Origin of the sequence: Solibacillus faecavium, assembly GCF_014836905.1 — a bacterium.
Lineage (GTDB): Bacteria > Bacillota > Bacilli > Bacillales_A > Planococcaceae > Solibacillus > Solibacillus faecavium.
The window spans coordinates 18,554-37,615 of sequence record NZ_JACSPZ010000002.1 but is presented as its reverse complement, the minus strand read 5'-3'; the positions used below and the strand labels follow the sequence as shown (position 1 = coordinate 37,615).

21 protein-coding genes are annotated in these 19,062 nt (G+C 36.4%); 6 read left to right on the top strand and 15 right to left on the bottom strand.

Going from position 1 to position 19,062, the window contains the following annotated elements:
* Positions 1-21 precede the first annotated feature (21 nt).
* The 3 genes from H9635_RS03580 to H9635_RS03575 all read right to left on the bottom strand — a co-directional run bounded on the left by H9635_RS03580 (position 22) and on the right by H9635_RS03575 (position 1,973).
* On the bottom strand, positions 22-597 hold the full coding sequence (locus tag H9635_RS03580) for a GNAT family N-acetyltransferase (protein ID WP_191698788.1): 576 nt from the start codon (positions 595-597) through the stop codon (positions 22-24).
* Between the two features lie 354 nt (positions 598-951).
* Positions 952-1,131, bottom strand: coding sequence for a hypothetical protein (locus tag H9635_RS19160; RefSeq protein ID WP_225231103.1), 180 nt, complete (start codon positions 1,129-1,131; stop codon positions 952-954).
* 137 nt (positions 1,132-1,268) lie between these two features.
* Positions 1,269-1,973 (bottom strand): YoaK family protein, encoded by a 705-nt coding sequence (locus tag H9635_RS03575; RefSeq protein ID WP_191698787.1) that lies wholly within the window; start codon positions 1,971-1,973, stop codon positions 1,269-1,271.
* A 235-nt stretch (positions 1,974-2,208) separates the two neighbouring features.
* Between H9635_RS03575 and H9635_RS03570 the strand changes: the two genes are divergently transcribed.
* From H9635_RS03570 to H9635_RS03555, 4 genes are all read left to right on the top strand, one after another.
* A complete protein-coding gene (locus H9635_RS03570) occupies positions 2,209-3,240 on the top strand; it encodes an ABC transporter permease (RefSeq protein ID WP_191698786.1) in 1,032 nt (343 codons plus the stop codon).
* Position 3,241: 1 nt separating this feature from the next.
* Positions 3,242-3,919 carry an ABC transporter ATP-binding protein gene (locus H9635_RS03565; protein ID WP_191698785.1) on the top strand — a complete coding sequence of 226 codons (678 nt, stop codon included), beginning with the start codon at positions 3,242-3,244 and terminating at the stop codon, positions 3,917-3,919.
* 78 nt (positions 3,920-3,997) lie between these two features.
* Positions 3,998-4,675: a response regulator transcription factor gene (locus H9635_RS03560; RefSeq protein ID WP_191698784.1), complete on the top strand. Its 678-nt coding sequence runs from the start codon at positions 3,998-4,000 to the stop codon at positions 4,673-4,675.
* Positions 4,672-6,048 (top strand): HAMP domain-containing sensor histidine kinase, encoded by a 1,377-nt coding sequence (locus H9635_RS03555; protein ID WP_191698783.1) that lies wholly within the window; start codon positions 4,672-4,674, stop codon positions 6,046-6,048. Before H9635_RS03560 ends, H9635_RS03555 begins: the two co-directional genes overlap by 4 nt.
* A 101-nt stretch (positions 6,049-6,149) precedes the next feature.
* On the opposite strand, the gene H9635_RS03550 is transcribed toward H9635_RS03555, so the two are convergent.
* From H9635_RS03550 to H9635_RS03540, 3 genes are all read right to left on the bottom strand, one after another.
* On the bottom strand, positions 6,150-6,989 hold the full coding sequence (locus tag H9635_RS03550; RefSeq protein ID WP_191698782.1) for a hypothetical protein: 840 nt from the start codon (positions 6,987-6,989) through the stop codon (positions 6,150-6,152).
* A gap of 160 nt (positions 6,990-7,149) precedes the next feature.
* Positions 7,150-8,181: an LCP family protein gene (locus H9635_RS03545; protein ID WP_191698781.1), complete on the bottom strand. Its 1,032-nt coding sequence runs from the start codon at positions 8,179-8,181 to the stop codon at positions 7,150-7,152.
* Positions 8,171-8,698, bottom strand: coding sequence for a sigma-70 family RNA polymerase sigma factor (locus tag H9635_RS03540; RefSeq protein ID WP_191698780.1), 528 nt, complete (start codon positions 8,696-8,698; stop codon positions 8,171-8,173). Before H9635_RS03540 ends, H9635_RS03545 begins: the two co-directional genes overlap by 11 nt.
* A 244-nt stretch (positions 8,699-8,942) precedes the next feature.
* Here H9635_RS03540 and H9635_RS03535 point away from each other — a divergent pair, with 244 nt between their 5' ends.
* Positions 8,943-9,386: a hypothetical protein gene (locus H9635_RS03535; protein WP_191698779.1), complete on the top strand. Its 444-nt coding sequence runs from the start codon at positions 8,943-8,945 to the stop codon at positions 9,384-9,386.
* A gap of 191 nt (positions 9,387-9,577) precedes the next feature.
* Here the strand turns inward: H9635_RS03535 and H9635_RS03530 are convergent, their stop codons facing one another.
* From H9635_RS03530 to arsR, 6 genes are all read right to left on the bottom strand, one after another.
* Positions 9,578-9,805: a phosphoglycerate mutase gene (locus H9635_RS03530; RefSeq protein ID WP_191698778.1), complete on the bottom strand. Its 228-nt coding sequence runs from the start codon at positions 9,803-9,805 to the stop codon at positions 9,578-9,580.
* A 66-nt stretch (positions 9,806-9,871) separates the two neighbouring features.
* Complete coding sequence (locus H9635_RS03525) at positions 9,872-10,324, bottom strand: GNAT family N-acetyltransferase (protein WP_191698777.1); 453 nt, start codon at positions 10,322-10,324, stop codon at positions 9,872-9,874.
* An 84-nt stretch (positions 10,325-10,408) separates the two neighbouring features.
* On the bottom strand, positions 10,409-10,807 hold the full coding sequence (gene arsC, locus H9635_RS03520; RefSeq protein WP_191698776.1) for an arsenate reductase (thioredoxin): 399 nt from the start codon (positions 10,805-10,807) through the stop codon (positions 10,409-10,411).
* A gap of 17 nt (positions 10,808-10,824) precedes the next feature.
* Positions 10,825-12,120, bottom strand: a complete 1,296-nt coding sequence (locus H9635_RS03515; protein WP_191698775.1) for an arsenic transporter — start codon at positions 12,118-12,120, stop codon at positions 10,825-10,827.
* A gap of 42 nt (positions 12,121-12,162) precedes the next feature.
* The gene (locus tag H9635_RS03510) at positions 12,163-12,594 is read right to left on the bottom strand and encodes an ArsI/CadI family heavy metal resistance metalloenzyme (protein WP_191698774.1); all 432 of its coding nucleotides are present in this window, start codon (positions 12,592-12,594) and stop codon (positions 12,163-12,165) included.
* A gap of 56 nt (positions 12,595-12,650) precedes the next feature.
* Positions 12,651-12,956 (bottom strand): arsenical resistance operon transcriptional regulator ArsR, encoded by a 306-nt coding sequence (gene arsR, locus H9635_RS03505; protein WP_191698773.1) that lies wholly within the window; start codon positions 12,954-12,956, stop codon positions 12,651-12,653.
* A gap of 230 nt (positions 12,957-13,186) precedes the next feature.
* Here arsR and H9635_RS03500 point away from each other — a divergent pair, with 230 nt between their 5' ends.
* The gene (locus tag H9635_RS03500) at positions 13,187-13,981 is read left to right on the top strand and encodes a M15 family metallopeptidase (protein WP_191698772.1); all 795 of its coding nucleotides are present in this window, start codon (positions 13,187-13,189) and stop codon (positions 13,979-13,981) included.
* Between the two features lie 259 nt (positions 13,982-14,240).
* Here the strand turns inward: H9635_RS03500 and rarD are convergent, their stop codons facing one another.
* The 3 genes from rarD to H9635_RS03485 form a co-directional block, all read right to left on the bottom strand.
* The gene (gene rarD, locus H9635_RS03495; RefSeq protein WP_191698771.1) at positions 14,241-15,155 is read right to left on the bottom strand and encodes an EamA family transporter RarD; all 915 of its coding nucleotides are present in this window, start codon (positions 15,153-15,155) and stop codon (positions 14,241-14,243) included.
* Positions 15,156-15,493: 338 nt separating this feature from the next.
* A complete protein-coding gene (locus H9635_RS03490) occupies positions 15,494-17,266 on the bottom strand; it encodes an ABC transporter ATP-binding protein (protein WP_191698770.1) in 1,773 nt (590 codons plus the stop codon).
* A complete protein-coding gene (locus H9635_RS03485) occupies positions 17,256-19,019 on the bottom strand; it encodes an ABC transporter ATP-binding protein (protein ID WP_191698769.1) in 1,764 nt (587 codons plus the stop codon). The genes H9635_RS03490 and H9635_RS03485 overlap by 11 nt, the downstream gene beginning before the upstream one ends.
* Positions 19,020-19,062 lie beyond the last annotated feature (43 nt).

Sequence of the window (19,062 nt, the reverse complement as noted above, 5' to 3'; positions counted from 1 at the left end):
TAATTGCTCAATTAAGAATGTTTAATTTGGGGACGTTATTTTATCTTTATTTACTTGATTAAAGTTTTGTGCTTCCCATTCTTCTCGCAAGATGCCCATTCTAATCGAATCATAGTATTCCCCTTCATAATAACGAACTTTACGAATGCGGGCTTCTAATTGCATACCTAATTTTTCACCTACACGAATCATCCGTTCATTTCCAGACCATGTAGTGAAGCCAACGCGAACTAAAGGCATCGTATTAAATAAATGATCAATCCACAGTTTTAAAGTACGGGTACCGAGCCCTTTTCCCCAGTCGCCACCTTCGTAAAAAAGAATACCCATCTCTAACCACTTTGATGGTTCATGCTCCCAGTAATAAGAAACAGTTCCACACAATACACCATCAACCTCAATTACCCATACGTTCGATTGATTCACCCAACCTCTACCGATGGGTAAAAATTCATCGAATGATTTTGTTTCATGCGGATAATAAGGAGCATTCCATTTTTTCCACTCTGGCTTTTCTTCATTGTATTCCAATTCCCAAATACGAGGTAAATCCATTTCTTCTATCGGTCGAATGATTAGGTTTTGATCTTTATACAAGTTAAATTTCCTCTTTTCTTATATATATGCTCTTCATTTATGAATTGAAGAGACCACTATATTCCACATTATACCATTTTTAGTTCTTGGTCCATAGTGATTTAGAGTGGTTGGTGTTGGGGAACACGATTGAATTACGTAATGAGATTAATAGAGGAGTGAATTTCCGTTATTGACCTAAAGAACATGAAATTTCATGATTTTATTGAAAATAACGGTAAAATCTTCCCTTATTTTGGCGGAGACTATTAAAAAACAAAAAACCCCAAAACATTTCGGGGCCCTAAGCTTCTTTAAGAACGCACTCTATTCGGTTTATATTCTTAATCCCTTTTAGTGGTCAGAAAGGTATGGTCAAACACCATCTAAAACAGTTAACAGTGCAATTGTTATACAAGACATCATTATTGTAAATGCTCCCGTCATTAAGTAAACATTTACCTGGAAATCCTTATCGTTACGGGATTTATCAATTATCAACGCCAAGTTTAAGCAAAAAATAATCGCTAAAACTGGAGTACCATATACAGCCATATAAATAAAAAACATTGTGACCTCCAAATTGCTATGTAATATTTTACAATTGTAGCATAATGATTTTAATACTAAAACCATTGTAATCACTTCTTAACGCTAAAAAACGCTCTCCTGTTGATCAAGTGAGCGGTAAATTACGGGCTTTCTTTTACCTCAATTGGTTCATCTGTGCCTTCCTGTTCTCTCGTTTTATGATAAAGGATTGTTATAACGAGGATAATTCCCGAGGCAATCCATATTGCTTTGTATTCTAATGTCGTACTGAAATAGGTTCCAATTAAGGCTCCACCGATAAAAGAAAGGATGATAGCTGAAAAACTTATAAATTTTTTCATGGCTTCTTTATTCTGATTGGCAAACGCCTCATAGGAAGCTGAAGATGCTGTTCGTAAATTACCTGTCGTAATTGTTGAGTTATAGCTCCATTTCCCAAGTTTATTAAAGGTAGCAATCTGTAATGAAGACACAAATGCCACGCTTATTGTAATGATCATATTAGGAACACTTCCCGGTAACCAGCCGACGATAAATAAAATCACACATTCCAATGCCAGAACAGATCGTCTATGCATATCCAGGCGGTCTTTCATATGCTCGGCAACTAATACACCCGCTATAAAAGCCACGAATGGTGGGATATTTTGAAGTGCTCCGTCATATTCCGGACTCGCAGCCCGCACTGCAAACAAGACTGTATTTCCGGTTTGTGCTGTCGCAAATACACCGTCTCTGGTGATATACGTATAAGCATCCAAATATCCCCCGACTAGAGCCAGTATCATACCCATAACTAAAGAATTCGGTGCTAATGAGTACCACCTTTTCGTTTTATCCTTCATTTACTTTATCTCCTCACACAAAATGCTCTAATAATATTGGGCAGGCTGAACAACATTATTATTTAATTGGCATTATTCCACATACAGGTGCTAATTATTCGAAATAGAGTTATTAACTAAATCAAATAATTATTAAGTGCAAACTATGCTGATGACAGTATTTAATATACCGTTCATCGTGTGTTCATAATTAGCCTATATACTAACGCTATCAACAATATTAGGAGGCAATTTTATGAATTTAGCATGGAAAGAAATAAAGAAAAATAAAAGCAAATTCTTCATCTTCGGACTAATTGTCCTTTTAATTAGCTTACTGACATTTATAATTGCAGGGTTAGCAAACGGATTATCTCAAGATAATGCAGCACTAATTAAAGAGCTACCAGATGGACATTTTTATATGACAACCGAGGCAGAAGATAACTACGCCCTATCAAGAATATCAAGTACACAGCAAAAGGAGCTTCTTAAAAAGTATCCAAATGCTACGGCCCTTTCAATACAAATGGGTATGTTCCACAATGCTGAAGGTAAGCAGCAGAGTGTGGCCTTTGTAACAACAACCGAATCCGATATCTTCCCTAAGGTCGCTGCAGGTGAAATGATTGTAGATAGTTCTTTAAAAGAAGAAGGCTTTAAAATTGGTGATATTTTAACAAGTAATCAATTTAGTGGTCAGTGGGAAATTGTTGGTTTCTCCGAACAAACCAAATTTAATCACGCAGCTGTAGCCTTTATTCATCAAGAGGATTTCACAGAAATGTACCGGACAACTGATCTTCAACTACTGTATTTAGCAAATGAAGAGGTAAAAACGATTGATGGCTTAACTATGTATTCGAACAAAGATTTTTTAAATACGATTCCTAGTTATTCTGCTGAACAGCTTTCGCTTAACATGATTATTTGGTTTTTAGTTGTGATTAGTGGCATGCTCTTTGCAATTTTCTTTTATATGATGAACGTACAAAAAATTGGTTTATATGGAATTTTGAAAGCAATCGGAGTAAAAACAAGCACATTATTTATCATGATGTGGACGCAAATGCTCCTTATTTCAGCAATTGCTTTAAGCACTTCCCTTTTGTTAATCCAATTATTTCAAAACTTTGCTCCACAAGGTATGCCCTTCCATTTAACACTGAATACGACCTTATTATTTGCTGCAATATTTTTAATCATTGGCTTTTTCGGAGCAACATTATCAGGGCTTCAAATTAAAAAAGTTCAACCTTTACAAGCAATTCAGCAAGGAGAGATATAATATGAGTTTTTTTACAATACAGCAACTAGAAAAATCATTCCCTATCGGAGAAACAAATGAAATGATTTTAAAAGGCATTGACCTGTCACTTCATAAAGGTGAAATCACAGCACTTGTCGGAGCTTCTGGGTCAGGGAAAAGTACTTTATTAACAATTGCCGCTGGGTTACAATCTGCGTCAAATGGACATATTTATTTTAATGAGCAAGACCTAACAAGCCTTTCTCAGGAACAGCTTCGCCAAATGCGGGCCGAACAATTTGGCTTCGTATTTCAGTTTGCACACTTAGTACCGTTTCTTACAGCAGAAGAGCAGTTATTGTTAATGTTGGATGTTGCAAATAAGAAAAAAAATAAAAAGGATGTCGCTCGTGTATTAGAACTTGTAGGCATGACACATCGAAAAACTGCGTATCCTTCTTCACTTTCTGGTGGTGAAAAACAAAGAATTGCAATTGCTCGTGCCATCATTCATGAACCAAAAATATTATTTGCAGATGAACCGACAGCTAGTCTTGATTCAAAACGTTCCAGTGAAGTTATGATGCTTCTTCAAAGTTTAACAAAAACATTAAACTTAACAACCTTACTTGTAACACATGATGAAGAAATGCTTCGTTATGTTGATAAAACTGTACACATGAGAGATGGTAAAATTCTGGTTGAACAGCTAGCATAAAATAGATTTCAAAAATAATTATTTAAAATAGCGCAGCTTATGCTGGGCTATTTTAAATAGAAGTTAGGAGTTTAAGCGATGACTACCATTTTAGTTGTTGATGATGATCCGCATGTACGCGATGTCATTACAATTTACTTTTCTAAGATAGGTTATCAAGTCCTGAATGCAAAGAATGGTATGGAGGCTCTTCAGCAGTTGAAGATGCATACGATTACAATTGCAATTGTTGATGTGATGATGCCCTATTTAGACGGCTATGAGCTTACTAAAGCTATTCGCAACTATTATAATCTCCCTGTCATTTTATTAACGGCCAAGGGACAACTTGAAGATAAGGAAAAAGGGTATGTAGCTGGAACGGATGATTATGTCGTAAAGCCTGTAGATCCAAAAGAATTACAGTTTCGTGTAGAAGCGCTCCTTCGTCGTTACGAAGCAACTACACCTTCAGCGACTTCCCATTTAGGTCCACTTACAATTTTATATAAAAGCTATGAAGTCATTATTAATGAACGTACATTATTGCTACCTTTAAAGGAATTTGAGCTGTTGGCCTTTTTAGTCAAACATGCTACACAAGTGCTAACACGCGAACAAATAATTGAGGAAGTATGGGGTATTGATTATAGTGGTGATGAACGGACGGTTGATGTACATATTAAGCGATTACGTGCACGACTCTTAAAATTAACACCGAGAATCCAAATTAAAACCGTTCGTGGTATTGGCTACTCCATAGAGGAAATTCAATGAGATCATTATATGCAAAATTTGTCATAACAACGGTTGTCATTATGGTATTCAGCAGCATAGTGGCCTTCTTTTTATCCAATCTGTATTATCAACAGTCCTTAAAGCCTCAAAATGATGAGAAGACAACACTACTTGCTGTAGAATTGGCAAATTATATTGAAACTCATCCAGAACTTGAGTTACACGAGTATTTACAGCACTCGGCATTACTCGGGTACCATATTATGGTTTTTAACCGTGAATTGCAATCTACTACATTTCAGGATCCATTTCGTGACACATCTATTGAAGATGCAACAATTCAGAAGGTTCTAGATGGTACTATTTATCATGGGATTTTACAATTTCCCCATCAAACATTTGTGACTGGTTTTTTTGCAAATGAATTAAAAAACTCAATTGGTGTGCCACTTCAGTATCAAGGTGAGACTTACGCATTATTTGTAAGAACGAATATAAAGTTGTTATTTAATGAAATGCACTTTTTATTTGCCACAATATTATTATTAATGATTATCCTTAGCATATTACTTGTTTTATTATGTACGAAGTTAATTGTTAAACCGATTACAAAGTTAACTGAAGCTACCACTTCTATTGCAAAGGGACAATACGATATTAAGCTCGATATTAGAAGACTTGATGAACTCGGACGATTGTCACAAAGCTTTATGCAAATGTCAAAACAGCTTTCACAAGTTGATGAGAAACGTAAAGAATTCATCGCTAATATTTCACACGATTTCCAATCACCTCTCTCAAATATTAAAGGCTATGTAACATTAATTGAAAAAGAGCATCCAATAAATCAAAAATATATTAATACAATCCATCATGAAATTACTCGACTGTCGACTATGACGAATCAACTTTTACAGCTCACAACGCTCGATCAGCAAGACCTGCCTTTAAAGGCTAAATTATTTTCAGTAAGCAAACAAATCAAACAGCTTCTGCAGCATTATGAATGGCAAATTCAACAAAAAAATTTAATGCTTAGCTATTCTCTACCTGAAGTACAGATCTATGCAGATGCTGGATTCTTATATGCGGTGTGGGATAATTTACTATCAAATGCGATAAAATATACAAATGAGTTCGGGTCCATTGATATTGAACTTATAGAACAGCCAGATACTGTAACTATTACATTTGAAGATAATGGCATTGGGATTAGTGAACACGACCAACAGCAAATTTTTGACCGCTTTTATCGGGCTGATTCATCACGTACACGCACGATTGAAGGTATAGGATTAGGGTTATCAATAGTAAAGAGTGTATTAACATTGCATAATGGAACCATTCATTTTACAAGTAAACCAGGAGTTGGGACAACCGTGACAGTGACCGTGCCAAAAACCATCAAGTGAATACTAAATGCTCAGCCTCCTCCTAATCCTTAAGATTAGGAAAGGCTGATTCTGTACTCAGAAATGAGTAATATTCTCGATGAAATCATTTTAAACTAAATTTACAAGATAGTATGTAGTAATTCTTTCATTCGCTCTTCAAAATCAGCATGTCTCCAATATAACATGGCATTTACGATACCTTCATCTGCAGCTAAATGATGAACTAACACATAACCGATATAATAACCGAGGCGAGTATAATCAAATGTCTGACCGCCATTAATCGAAAACCACTCCTTAAATATTTCTTTTGAAGATTTTTGCATTAGGTCTTTTTGAAAAGCTCCTATAATCTTTGTTTTATTTTCTTCACAGAATGATAGCCATTCTACATCTCTTTTATAAGCAAAGTAAATATCCTGTTGAACTTTTACAACCTCCGTTGATAAATAAGTGGCAACACCTTCTTGCAAGAGCCATGTTAAAGGATTGGACCAAGAAATAGTCGCAGCATCAATCCCATTATAGGTAGTAAATAAATGGTGTGTTGCATGTCCAAACTCATGGGCAATAATCACTTTAAGGGCATCTTCATCCGCTTCAAATTTTTCAACACAAAAAGCAATCTGAGGGTCCATCGAACGATATGTATAGGCATTTGACCCACCTAAACCGACAAAAATATAAACGTCTTTTGTAAATTTTATTGGATATAAGTCTTCATATTTTATCGTAACTTCCGGAGTTAAGGAGGCAATTTTCCGGGCAATCCATTTCATCTTTTGAATCATTGCCGGATGCTGAACTAAAGCTTTTTCGAGTTTCACCTCTTTATTAAGACAATGATGTTCAAAATAATAACTGTAAATATCTAAATTTTTACTGAAATAATTTTCGTAATAATTCTCGGTAGGTTCATATGAACTTAAAAACGGGTTTGCAATATCATAGATTTTCACAAAAAAGACCTCCCTAGCTATATTACTAATTATTTCTATATAACTCCTAAAACTCCTTTTCCATACCTTTACCTAGAAAAGTATCCAGTGCCTTAATGATTTTAAACCGCTATAAAAGGATAAGCCAACTACTTCTGGCTTATCCTCATGCAATCCCTATTCAGTTAAATGTAGTTAACTCTTGTTTAACAGCTTGCAAAAAGTCTTCCTCAAATCTATAAATGTGTTTACCTACTGTCTTCCCTAATGGTATGACGTCCGAAATCATTCCTTCATTTAAAGGTAATGAGTTTATAGAATTTACCTCTCTAGGATTATCTACTAAGTGATCCAAGGGCGTATTGGTCTCTATTTGAGAAAATAACTCTTTTAATTTTGCTTTTGGAATTTCGTCTTCTACCTTATTCATTACAACGTTCATTAGATTTATTAGGTTTTCATGATCTAGGTAGAACCCATCTGTCGCAGCCATCATTAATGATATAACCTGTTCCCCGTTAAAATAATGCGTACCCTTTTCGAAATCAATAGCTGCCTGTGTTACTCCTCTTAATCGAATATCTTTTTGAATTTCATACTCAATCCCATTCACCGATTCAATTAACTCTGAAACAGTTTTTAAATCAAGCACAGCATAATAATCAATTGGTATATCTAAAAACTTTGAAACTGTCTTTTTTACATTTTCAGCATCGCCAAAAGAATAGGCAAACAACAATTTATCATAAAAAAATGTTCCATCCTCATTCTCCGATATCGGGGCATAAGTATCAGTAGGAAGCGAGACCACTTTCATCAACTTTTTATCTTTATTATAAGTAAGTAAAAGATTAAGGTATATTCGATTATCCATAACTTCAGACTTTACCGTAATTAACGAGGTAGAAAACTCAGCTTCCAAGGCGTTTGTTGCAACACCTTTGTTCGATTCTTGACTTAAATTGCTACTATTAGATCTTTCAATTAAATCCCCGGAAAGCATCGATGGAAGAAACAGAATCATACATAAACTAACTACCAATAAAGATACTGTTATGGGAACAAATTTCTTAAAAGAATCATTCTTTTGAGTATGATGATTCTCATCCTGTTTACGGATTTCTTCAAATACTGCATTACGGTCTTCCTTCGTAAATGACAGGTGTTGATGAGACGAATTATGAATTTTTTCTCGTAATCGTTTATCTTCCATGAAGTTCTGCCTCCTTTAACATTGATTCTAATCGTTGCTTCGCTCTTCTTAATCTGGTCTTTACGGTATTAACCGAAATATCCAATACATTGGCAATTTCCTCTGTTGATAAAGAATCATAATAATAAAGATAAACTACTTCCCGATACACCTTTGGAAGAGAATAAATCGTATCTTTTATTTCTTCATTATTGTATTTATCGATTACCTTTTTCTCAGTGGATGGTAATATAGACTTCGCTGTTTCATTGATAAAGCTTTTTACCTGCACCATTTTGTAATTCCAGCTTTTCAAATAATCTTTACATTCGTTAATCGTTATACGATAGAGCCATGTTTTGATTTGTGCGTCGTATCGAAATGAATCTATATTCTTATAGCATTTGATAAACGTATTTTGTACAAGATCCTTCGCAGTTTCTACATCCTTTACATAAGAAAATGCCAACCGCACTAGCTCATTGCCATATTCAATCATTATTTTTTCCAATAGAAAATCTTTTTCCTCCCTATCCAAATGACTCCCCCTCCCTTTCAACCTGCTTCAAATTCTGCTATTAGACGATTGTCAATTCATATTAGGTTCAATTTTTAAAAATTAATATAAAAAAATCATCCCCCTCTATGAAAACGATAGAGGGAAGATGATTTTTCAAACTTAGATAGGGTTAAATCAGATTTTTGGTAAATATATATTTATTCCCATTACTTTATTGGTATTATCTGTTAAAATTAACATAACGAATATAAGGGGTGTCAAAATGAGTAACGGTTCTACCTATATCAAGAAAATAGTATGGATTATTGGATTAACATTACTAGCAAAATTCAGCTATGATTTAAAAGTCCAACTGCAAAAAACCGCACAAATGGAGTACAATATTGTACCTGTTCTTTGGTTTGATGTGGTCAGTGCACTATTACTGGGTGGCTATATTTCTTTACTGCTAGTGAATAAATGGTCAGTAAAAATTAATCATGCTTTACTATGGTGTGTAGCGACCCCTTGTTTAGTACTTCTATTAATCTATCCAACGCTAACAACGTTGGCAGTATATGAACTTATACCGGAAAGCTTTGCGTTTAGTTTTATTGCAGCTTGGGTGTTTAAAGTAGCTATGACTTCCCCAAACGTAGTAGGCATAGTTGCCGGACTGACATTGGCATTAAGCATTTTCAGTAATCATTCCAATCGGGCAAAGTAGAGATTTCAGTTTACTTAGACTTAGAAAGGTTTTTAATCATTTCAAATGCTATACATAATGTAAACACAAAAAATACTAGCGCAAAAATTTTGGATACAGTTTGTTCCCTCCCTAAAAACTGTGAACATGACAGGTACATAGCTAAAGATAAAAGAATAATTGCTAATACTTTTTTGAAATACTGCATGTGCTTAACGTTTCGCAATACAATTAGGATCATAATCGATATTTTTTTTAATTTTGTTTAGATCCTTTTCTATTTTGGAAATAAGCATATGTATCTCTTCATTTTCTGAAGCGGTAAAGTTTTCACCTCTTTGTATATTTAAAATCATCGTTTGATTAATTAGCCTCAAACATGATTTAATCAGGGCCAAGTCCATTTTGATTGCTTCCTTACTTGTGTCTAATCCATCCATTTATACCACTCCCTACCACAAATTATATACCATTATATAGGAGGATTGTAAAATGAATGCTAGAATTTATAAATCTTTTGATAAGCGAATCATATCTCTGCATCGTATCCCATTCTCAAAAATCTCTTCCTCGTAATGCTTAATGAAAAAGTCATAATCAATACCGATTATTCGGAAACCGCATTTTTGGTATAAAGCGAGTTGACCTATACTTGAATTCCCCGTTCCAATTTCGATTGTTTTATAATCTTTAGTCTTAGCAACATCAATTGCATCCGTAATTAAAAATTTTCCTATACCTTTGCCATGGTGTTTTTCGGCTACTGCGACATTTACTATTTCTACTGTTTTAGGTCTTGTTGGTAATAATACATACACTCCAACAACTTGTTTTTCACTTTCGGCTATAAAACATTCGCCCTTTGTAATATATTCTTCCACTATACTTTTTGAAGGATCTGCCAATAACAGCAAGTCCATAGGAATATTATCTCGTTCCTCCAGTTTTCTTATAATCAATGTTGTTTCCCCCTTCTACCTTTATTTTTTATAGAAAAAAGCGCAAATTCCTGCTACAGAATTGCACCAAATATTTTTATCTTCTTATTTTCCAGTTTCACTAAATCGCTTAATGCGCTCGCCAATTTCGTCACGGACGCGCTGAAATTCAGACCACTCTTTACCGGCTGGATCATCAAATCCCCAATGTACTCGTTTAACATGCTGTGGTGTCACAGGACATTTATCAGCAGCATCCCCGCATAAAGTAACGACCAAATCAGCATGATGTAAAATTTCCGGGTCAATGATATCGGATGTTTGATTGGTAATATCTATACCGGCCTCTTTCATGGCCTTCACCGCATTCGGATTCAGACCATGAGCTTCAATTCCTGCACTTTTAACATCCCACTGCGTACCGAGATATTTTTTTGCCCAGCCTTCCGCCATTTGACTTCTGCAGGAATTACCTGTACATAAGAAATAAATTGTTTGTTTCAACCTGAATCCTACTCCCTTTAGAAAATCAATAATGTGATATATAGCCCAAGTAAAGTAATAAATAGAATTGGGATAGTTAAAATAATACCTGTTTTAAAATACGTTCCCCACGAAATTTTAACGCCCTTTTGAGAAAGAACATAGAGCCATACTAATGTTGCAAGAGAGCCGATTGGTGTAATTTTCGGACCTAAATCAGATCCAATAACATTAGCATAGATTAACGCTTCTCGGATAACACCGGAAGTATTCGTTTCAGCAATCGCTAATGCATCGATCATAACGGTAGGCATGTTATTCATAATGGAAGAAAGAAACGCGGCAATAAAGCCCATTCCAATCGTTGCAACAAATAATCCCTGATCAGCTGTTGCCTGAATAACACTCGACAAAGAATGCGTCAACCATGCATTTCCTAAACCATAGACAACTACGTACATCCCGATCGAGAAAAACACCACATTCCATGGAGCACCTTTAACAACTGATTTCGTCTGTACTGCACTGCTTCTTCCCGCCATCAATAAAAAGAAAATAGCGATGCCCCCCGCAATAATGGAAACGGGGATTTGCGTGAATTCACTTGAAAAGTACCCGATTAGCAATACCCCTAGCACATACCACGAAAGTCGGAACATTTTTATGTCTTTGATCGCTTCTTGAGGCGTTCTTAATTTAGATAATTCATACGTACTTGGAATACTTTTTCTAAAGTATAATAATAGGACTGTAATCGTTGCGATCAATGAAAAAAGGTTAGGAATAATCATTCTTGATGCATACTCCACAAATCCGATGTTGAAGAAATCCGCCGATACAATGTTAACTAAGTTACTGACTACGAACGGAAGAGATGTTGTATCCGCGATAAATCCACTCGCCATAATGAACGGGAAGATCATTTTTTCGCTAAATTGCAAATGACGAACCATCGCTAACACGATAGGCGTCAAGATTAGCGCAGCCCCATCATTCGCAAATAATGCCGCGACAATAGCCCCTAAAATACTTACATAAACGAACATTTTGATGCCATTACCCTTTGCTGCCCGCGCCATATGTAATGCTGCCCATTCAAATAAGCCAATCTCATCGAGTATTAACGAAATAATTATAATTGCTACAAAAGATAAAGTGGCATTCCACGTAATGCCTATTACTTCGTTTACATCATTAAAATCCACTACCCCGACCAATAAGGCCAATATTGCCCCACCAAAAGCTGACCAACCAATATTTAATCCTTTTGGCTGCCAGATGACGAGAATAAGTGTTAATAAAAAAATCGCTGTTGCTAGAATTGCTGTAATCACTAAATATAACCTCCATCACTCACTGTACAAACTTCTTACTTACTAGCAACAGGAATTGCTTGTATCCACTTCCACACAACAAGTAGTAGATTCTATTTTATGAACATCACTATCAGCTTTTGTATAGAAAAATTCCCACTCATTTCCGTCTGGATCTGTCACCCAGAATTTATCCTGCACAGCATAACAGCATGTAGTATCCATTTCATCACGTGCAAAAAAGCCTTCTTTTTCTAGTCTTTCCTTATGAGCCGTAATTTCCTCGCTCGTCTCTACTTGAAATCCAAAATGATTAACTTGATTTCCTTTTACTTCATCGCGAACATTCAGTGTAAAATTCAGTCCCGGAGTATCAAGCAAGAATTTAGCATAATCTACTTTCACCTTAACTGGTGAAGCTCCAAAAACCTTTTCATAAAACTCAATTGATTTTTCAAGATCCGTAACGTTTATCCCTACATGTACATATTTCATATACTTACCTCCAATGTATTATTAATCAAAAAATTTTGATTTAAGAAACAAAAAATTTAACAGCAGCTGCCTTTTCCAGTATTTCTAAATATGCAGCACAGCTCTTCTGATAATAAATTGTTTACTTCTTTATCATTTAAATCATAATAGCTCCATGTTCCTTTCGTTTCTTTCGTAATCAAATTTGCATCCAAAAGGATTTTAAGATGATACGATAATTTTGATTGGGACATGTCAAATGCTTCGGTTAAATCACAAACGCAACTTTGGCCACGTTGGCATAGCTCATACAAGATTTCCAGTCGCTTTTGATCTGCCAGTGCCTTAAATTTCTTTTCGTATTGCTCAAACTGAATTTCCAATAAAGTTATCCTCCTTCATCAATTTTTTTTGATGTATTAATTATAACCAAAGCAATTTTGTATCGCAATCATTAAATCAAATTTTTTTGATGAATGAATAGCAACTTAAAAAACCTTTAATTTGGTTAAGTTTATGTGGTAAGTTTATATTTCTTAATATATTCTTAAGAATTCTTATCAATTTTTATTAAGTTTTATGCGCTATGCTTGGATTAAAGGAGAATTATTATATGAAAAAACTAATTTTTGCACTTATAGTTGCCGTTATAGGCTATCAATTTTTTATGGGCAAACAAGCAACTGCTCCTGATTTACCACAGCAGTTATCCCTAGAATCTTATGCAATTTCGAGCGGAAATCTTGTACTCGTCAATCGAGACATTCAGCTAAAACAGGACCCGACCAATTTAGCGCCAATCCCAACTGATATCGCGGAAAATGTTATTGTGAATTCAGAATTTCTTTTCGAGAATCAGGCAATAAAGCCGCTCAAGCAACTATTTGATGCAGCAGCGAATGATGGAATTGAACATTTTATTATAAATAGTGCGTATCGCAGCGGTAAACTACAGCAGCAGCTTTATGAAGAGCATGGCGCTGACTATGCGCTACCATCCGGCCATAGTGAACATCAGACGGGCTTATCACTTGATATTGGTTCGACTGCCGGCAAAATGGAGAATGTCGATGAAGGTAAATGGTTGGAAGAACATGCAGCGGATTTTGGCTTCATCTTACGTTACCCAGAAGACAAAGTGGATGTGACTGGTATCAACTACGAACCATGGCATTTCCGTTACATAGGCTTGCCCCATAGTATGATCATGAAAAAAAATAATCTCGTGCTTGAGGAATATATTACTTTCCTTAAAAAGGAGCAGTTTTATACAACAGAAATAAATGGTACCTCCTACTTCGTACAGTACACGGATAATAAGACTACTGCTAATATCCCGGATTCTGAAACCTATATCGTGTCTGGTGATAATGAAAATGGATATATCATTACCTCGATTATAGAATAATTCTTGGAATGAAAAATAAGCGGAAGATTTCCTGTTATTTGGTACTTGGCGGTAGTTTTACGAGGAAATAAACGGAGGTTTTCCGCTTATGTATTAAAAAAACACCTCATTTTGAGTTTTTTTAAGTAATAGCCGGAATTTCTCCGCTTATTTTGACCGTTTTTTATTTAATTTGTTAATTAAGCGGAATTTCTCCGTCTATTTTTTGTAATCAAAAATCGGCCATTTGCATTTAAGCAATGTGGCCGATTCTTTTTAGTTAGACACTTTTCGCATACGCGACGTGCTGTTTTCTTGCTTCCTGAACCTTTGCCGCTGAAAAGATAAATACTGCGAGCCAAATGCATAGGAACGTTACAAATTCTGTTGTAGTAAAGGGTTCTTTGTAAAGAAAAATCCCCAGCAGTAAACTGATTGTCGGTGATAAAAACTGGATGAAGCCCATTAAGTAAAGCGGAATTTTTTGTGCACCTTTCGCAAAAAAGATGAGCGGGATTGCTGTAACAATACCACTGCCGATTAAAAATAAATTCGTTTTCCAATCAACGTGCATAAAAGCAATTTCCGTCGTTTGCATTAAGTAAACATAGCTAATGATTGCGATCGGTAATATAAATAATGTTTCGATTGCTAAACCGCGCGTCGCATCCAGCGGAATTTTCTTTTTAATGACACCGTAAAAGGCAAAAGATAAAGCCAGTGCTAATGACACCCATGGAATTGTACCACCTAAAAATGCCTGGTAGCCAACGCCAAATGCAGCAATCAGTACGGCAACAGTAGTAGCTTTCGAAATTTTTTCTTTAAAGAAAATCAGACCGAACAATACTGAAATAAGCGGATTAATATAATAACCTAAACTCGCCTGTAATAGATGTTCGTTATTTACTGCCCAAATGAAAATTCCCCAGTTAATGGAAACAACGACAGCGGCGATAAATAGTAAAATAAAATTCTTCTTATTTTTCCAAAGTATTTTAATATCGGCTATCGTTTCTTTATATTGGCGAATGATTAAAATAAAGAGCGCTGTAAAAACGAATGACCATATAACACGCCCTACCAAAATTTCCATGCTGCCAACATGATCTATTTGTTTCCAAAAGAGTGGGACAATCCCCCACATGAAATAGGCACCCATCGCAAAGAGGATACCCTTTTTTTGTTCTGACATTATTGCACCTTCTAGTATTTTTATATTTCAATTATAGTTGTCGCTATGAAGGAAGTAAATGTTGATGTGTGGAACAGGTGTTTTTATTCGCCACTTAGTTTGCGATAATCGCCAATGTCTCCAACTTAATCGTCAATTCAGCATCGATATTCGTCACCTAGCACCCTATATTCGCCACTTTCATTCTTATTCGCCACTTCAACTGACTTATTCGCCAACTCACCCCCGATATTCAACGCCCAACACTACATTTACCCCTCCCCATCTCCTCTAATGCAATAAAGTCATATCCACCCCTACACATGTTAGGAATGAATATGACTTTTCAATTCAACTAGCTACTCGACTATCCCATTTTGCAGCAAGTACATTTTTTGATATAGCCCTTTTTGTGCAATGAGCTGTTGGTGGGTACCGCGCTCCACAATTTCTCCTTTATGCAGCACTAAAATTTGCTCTGCATCTTGAATTGTCGAGAGTCGGTGCGCGATGGCGATAGTTGTACGGCCTTTTCGCATTTTCTCCAATGATTGCTGAATGCCGACTTCAGTTTCTGTATCGATCGCTGCAGTCGCTTCATCCAACACTAAAATTTTCGGATTCGTCGCAATCGTTCGTGCAAAGGCAACTAATTGACGCTGCCCGCTTGAAAATGTAGACCCCCGCTCCGTAACAAAGCTTTCATAACCATCTGGCAGAGCTTCGATAAAGTCGTTTGCCTGCACAAATTCAGCAGCTTCCTTCACCTTTTGTAAAGTCAGCTTTTCATTATACAAACGGATATTCGAATCGATCGTCCCGTAGAATAAAAACGGATCCTGCAACACTAAGCCCATTTTGTCACGAAGCTCCTGTTGTTCAAAAACTTTAATCGATTGGCCGTCTATTAAAATATCGCCGCGCTTAAATTCATAAAAGCGCATCAATAAATTAATTATTGAACTTTTCCCACTACCCGTATGACCGACGAGTGCGACAGTTTCACCAGGATTGACCGTAAACGATATATTTTTCAGTACATCCTGTTTCCCATCATAGCTGAACGACACATTTTTAAACTCAATATGACCTTGTGACACGGTAACAGCTTTATTTAGCTGTGCCGGCTCCAGTTCTTCATTATCAAGTAGCTCAAATACACGTGAAGCGGCAACAATTGCCTGTTGAAACAATGCAAGCCGTTCCATTACTTGATTGATCGGATCAAAGAAGCGGTTCATATACGTAATAAACGCGTACACAACCCCTACTTCTACCGCTGTTTCAAACGATGTCCAACCAAAATTGAAAAGTAAAATAATAATAGCCGTGAAGTACACTAAATCGATAATCGGTCGAAGCAGTAGACTGTTCATCTTCGTATTCGCCATCATCGACTGGAAATGCTCTTCATTAACACGGTCAAATTCATCATTAAAGCGCTTCTCTTGACGGAAAACCTGCACAATACTCATGCCTGACAGCGTTTCTGATAGTTTCGCATTAAGCTCACTTAGTTTTTCGCGCATACGCATATACACGACCGAGCTCATTTTCCGGTACAGCCAAATAATATAAATAATGACCGGCAATAGTAGCAGCATATAAAGTGCAAGCTTCGCGTTTAGGAAAAACATTGCAAAATAGACACCGACAATTAAAAATGCTGCCTGCACAAAGCTAATCAATACCGATACGAACATATCCTTAATCGCTTCGGTATCATTTGTCGCTCTTGATACAATAGAGCCGGCCGGTACTTTATCGAAATAACGCATTCCAAGCTTATGGATTTTCGTAAATACATCAATGCGTAGCTGCTGGATGACCTTTAACGCAAGCTGCTGAAATTTAATATTTTGATAATACGTAATGAAGACGTTTAATAACTGGATCATGAAATAACTGATCCCCAAAATTAAAATCGGCGTCATATCAAAATTACCGATTATTAAATGGTCATCAATATATACTTTAATTAAATACGGACCGATTATATCCCCGATTACAGTGAGCACAAGCAGGAACAGCGCAATCGCCAATAACTTTTTATGAGGCTTTAAATATGTAAATAGCCGTTTTAATACAATCCGTTGTTCTTTACTTGAAATTGTATTTGTATCATTCGCCATGAAGATCGCCCCCTTGCTCGACTAACTGCTCTAGTTGCTGAAGCTGATACATCTCATAATAGCTTCCTTCTAAAGCCATTAACTGTTCATGCGTCCCTTTTTCAATAATCGTGCCATCTTCTACAACGATAATCACATGCGCTTGTTGAATTGCACTTAGACGGTGAGATGTAATAATCGTTGTCGCATCTTTACGCTCTTCCTTCAAAGCATGTAAAATTGCTTCCTCTGTCCGTGCATCCACTGCCGAAAGAGAATCATCTAAAATGAGAAGCTCTGGTTTCATTAATAGAGCCCGTGCAATCGAAATTCGTTGCTTCTGCCCACCGGAAAGTGAGACACCACGCTCCCCAACAAGGGTGTTATAGCCATCTGTGAAGCTCAAAATATCTTCATCTATATTTGCCAGTCTCGCAGCAGCACGTACCTCTTCCAAACTAGCATTCGGATTGGCAAATGCAATATTGGAGTATAGTGTGGCAGAAAATAAGAAATGATCCTGAGGGACATAGCCAATTGACTGTCGTAAATATTCTTTCTTGTAATCGTTTATATTGTGGTCACCAAATTGAATCGTTCCTTCATATCCTTCAAATTCACGAAGCAACAGTTTTAAGATCGACGTTTTCCCTGCACCTGTTTTTCCTACAATACCTAGCGTTTCTCCACGCTTCAATTCGAAGTGCATATCCCGTATTGTTGGTGACGCATCTCCTGGGAATGTAAACGATTGAACGTTAAAAACAAGATCCCCTGAAGGATTTTCCATAATAGCATTAGGTTTGTCGTCAATATCAAACGGTGTATTTAATATTCTTTCAATACGGTCATAGGAAACACTACCCCGCTCGACAATATTAAACAGCATTCCAATCGCCAGCATCGGCCAAATAAGAATGCTTAAATACGTAGTGAATGTAACTAAATCCCCGACAGTCATTGCCTCTTCTAGAATGAATTTTGTTCCGAAGCCGAGACTTAACATAAAGCTTAAGCCTACGACAAAGCTGATTGTCGGATCGAATAAAGAATCGACCTTCGCCACACGCATATTTTTCTCTACTACTTCATCCGATAGCTTAGTAAAATCAGCTACATCTTGAGATTGCTGACCGAACGTTTTTAATACTTTCATGCCGCTTATACTTTCCTGAGTTTTGTCATTTAAATCTGAAAACGCAGCCTGGGCATGGCGGAAACGTTCATGCAATAGTTTGCCGTAATAGCTCGTCGATAACGCAACTAATGGCATCGGAATTAACGCAATTAACGTCAAACGCCAGTCAATGGTAATCGCCATTGCTAAAATAACAAACCCGCCTGTTGTAATCGAGTCAAATAATGTTAAAACCCCACCACCAGCTGTTTGCTGTACGGCACTAATATCATTTGTCGCATGGGCCATTAAATCACCGACACGATTTTTTTGATAAAATGACGGGGACATTTGCGTAAAATGACGATGTAGCTTTTCACGCAATGTACGTGCCAATAAGTTGGACGAACCGAAAATCATTTGACGCCAGTAATAGCGCAGCACATACATTGCGATTGCTACAACTGCAATGATGGCAAGCCATTTGAATAGCCCTGATTTCGTTAATGTCTGATCCCCAATTTCATCGATAGTATAGCCAATAATTTTCGGTGGTACGAGCTGTAGAATCGCTACAAGTATAAGCATCAGCAAACCGACTGTATACTGAAACTTCCGCTCTTTAAAAAACCAGCCTAATTTCAAAAACACCTTCATTTTTTCACCTTCTTTTTTTACTCAAGTTCCACTATTTTAACAA

What these genes read in the sequence shown, in the direction of transcription:
- H9635_RS19160 (WP_225231103.1), bottom strand. Translation starts at nt 1,131, where the DNA reads ATGGCTGTATATGGTACTCCAGTTTTAGCGATTATTTTTTGCTTAAAC.
- H9635_RS03575 (WP_191698787.1), bottom strand. Translation starts at nt 1,973, where the DNA reads ATGAAGGATAAAACGAAAAGGTGGTACTCATTAGCACCGAATTCTTTA.
- H9635_RS03570 (WP_191698786.1), top strand. Translation starts at nt 2,209, where the DNA reads ATGAATTTAGCATGGAAAGAAATAAAGAAAAATAAAAGCAAATTCTTC.
- H9635_RS03565 (WP_191698785.1), top strand. Translation starts at nt 3,242, where the DNA reads ATGAGTTTTTTTACAATACAGCAACTAGAAAAATCATTCCCTATCGGA.
- H9635_RS03560 (WP_191698784.1), top strand. Translation starts at nt 3,998, where the DNA reads ATGACTACCATTTTAGTTGTTGATGATGATCCGCATGTACGCGATGTC.
- H9635_RS03555 (WP_191698783.1), top strand. Translation starts at nt 4,672, where the DNA reads ATGAGATCATTATATGCAAAATTTGTCATAACAACGGTTGTCATTATG.
- H9635_RS03545 (WP_191698781.1), bottom strand. Translation starts at nt 8,181, where the DNA reads ATGGAAGATAAACGATTACGAGAAAAAATTCATAATTCGTCTCATCAA.
- H9635_RS03535 (WP_191698779.1), top strand. Translation starts at nt 8,943, where the DNA reads ATGAGTAACGGTTCTACCTATATCAAGAAAATAGTATGGATTATTGGA.
- H9635_RS03530 (WP_191698778.1), bottom strand. Translation starts at nt 9,805, where the DNA reads ATGGATGGATTAGACACAAGTAAGGAAGCAATCAAAATGGACTTGGCC.
- H9635_RS03510 (WP_191698774.1), bottom strand. Translation starts at nt 12,594, where the DNA reads ATGAAATATGTACATGTAGGGATAAACGTTACGGATCTTGAAAAATCA.
- H9635_RS03500 (WP_191698772.1), top strand. Translation starts at nt 13,187, where the DNA reads ATGAAAAAACTAATTTTTGCACTTATAGTTGCCGTTATAGGCTATCAA.
- rarD (WP_191698771.1), bottom strand. Translation starts at nt 15,155, where the DNA reads ATGTCAGAACAAAAAAAGGGTATCCTCTTTGCGATGGGTGCCTATTTC.
- H9635_RS03490 (WP_191698770.1), bottom strand. Translation starts at nt 17,266, where the DNA reads ATGGCGAATGATACAAATACAATTTCAAGTAAAGAACAACGGATTGTA.
- H9635_RS03485 (WP_191698769.1), bottom strand. Translation starts at nt 19,019, where the DNA reads ATGAAGGTGTTTTTGAAATTAGGCTGGTTTTTTAAAGAGCGGAAGTTT.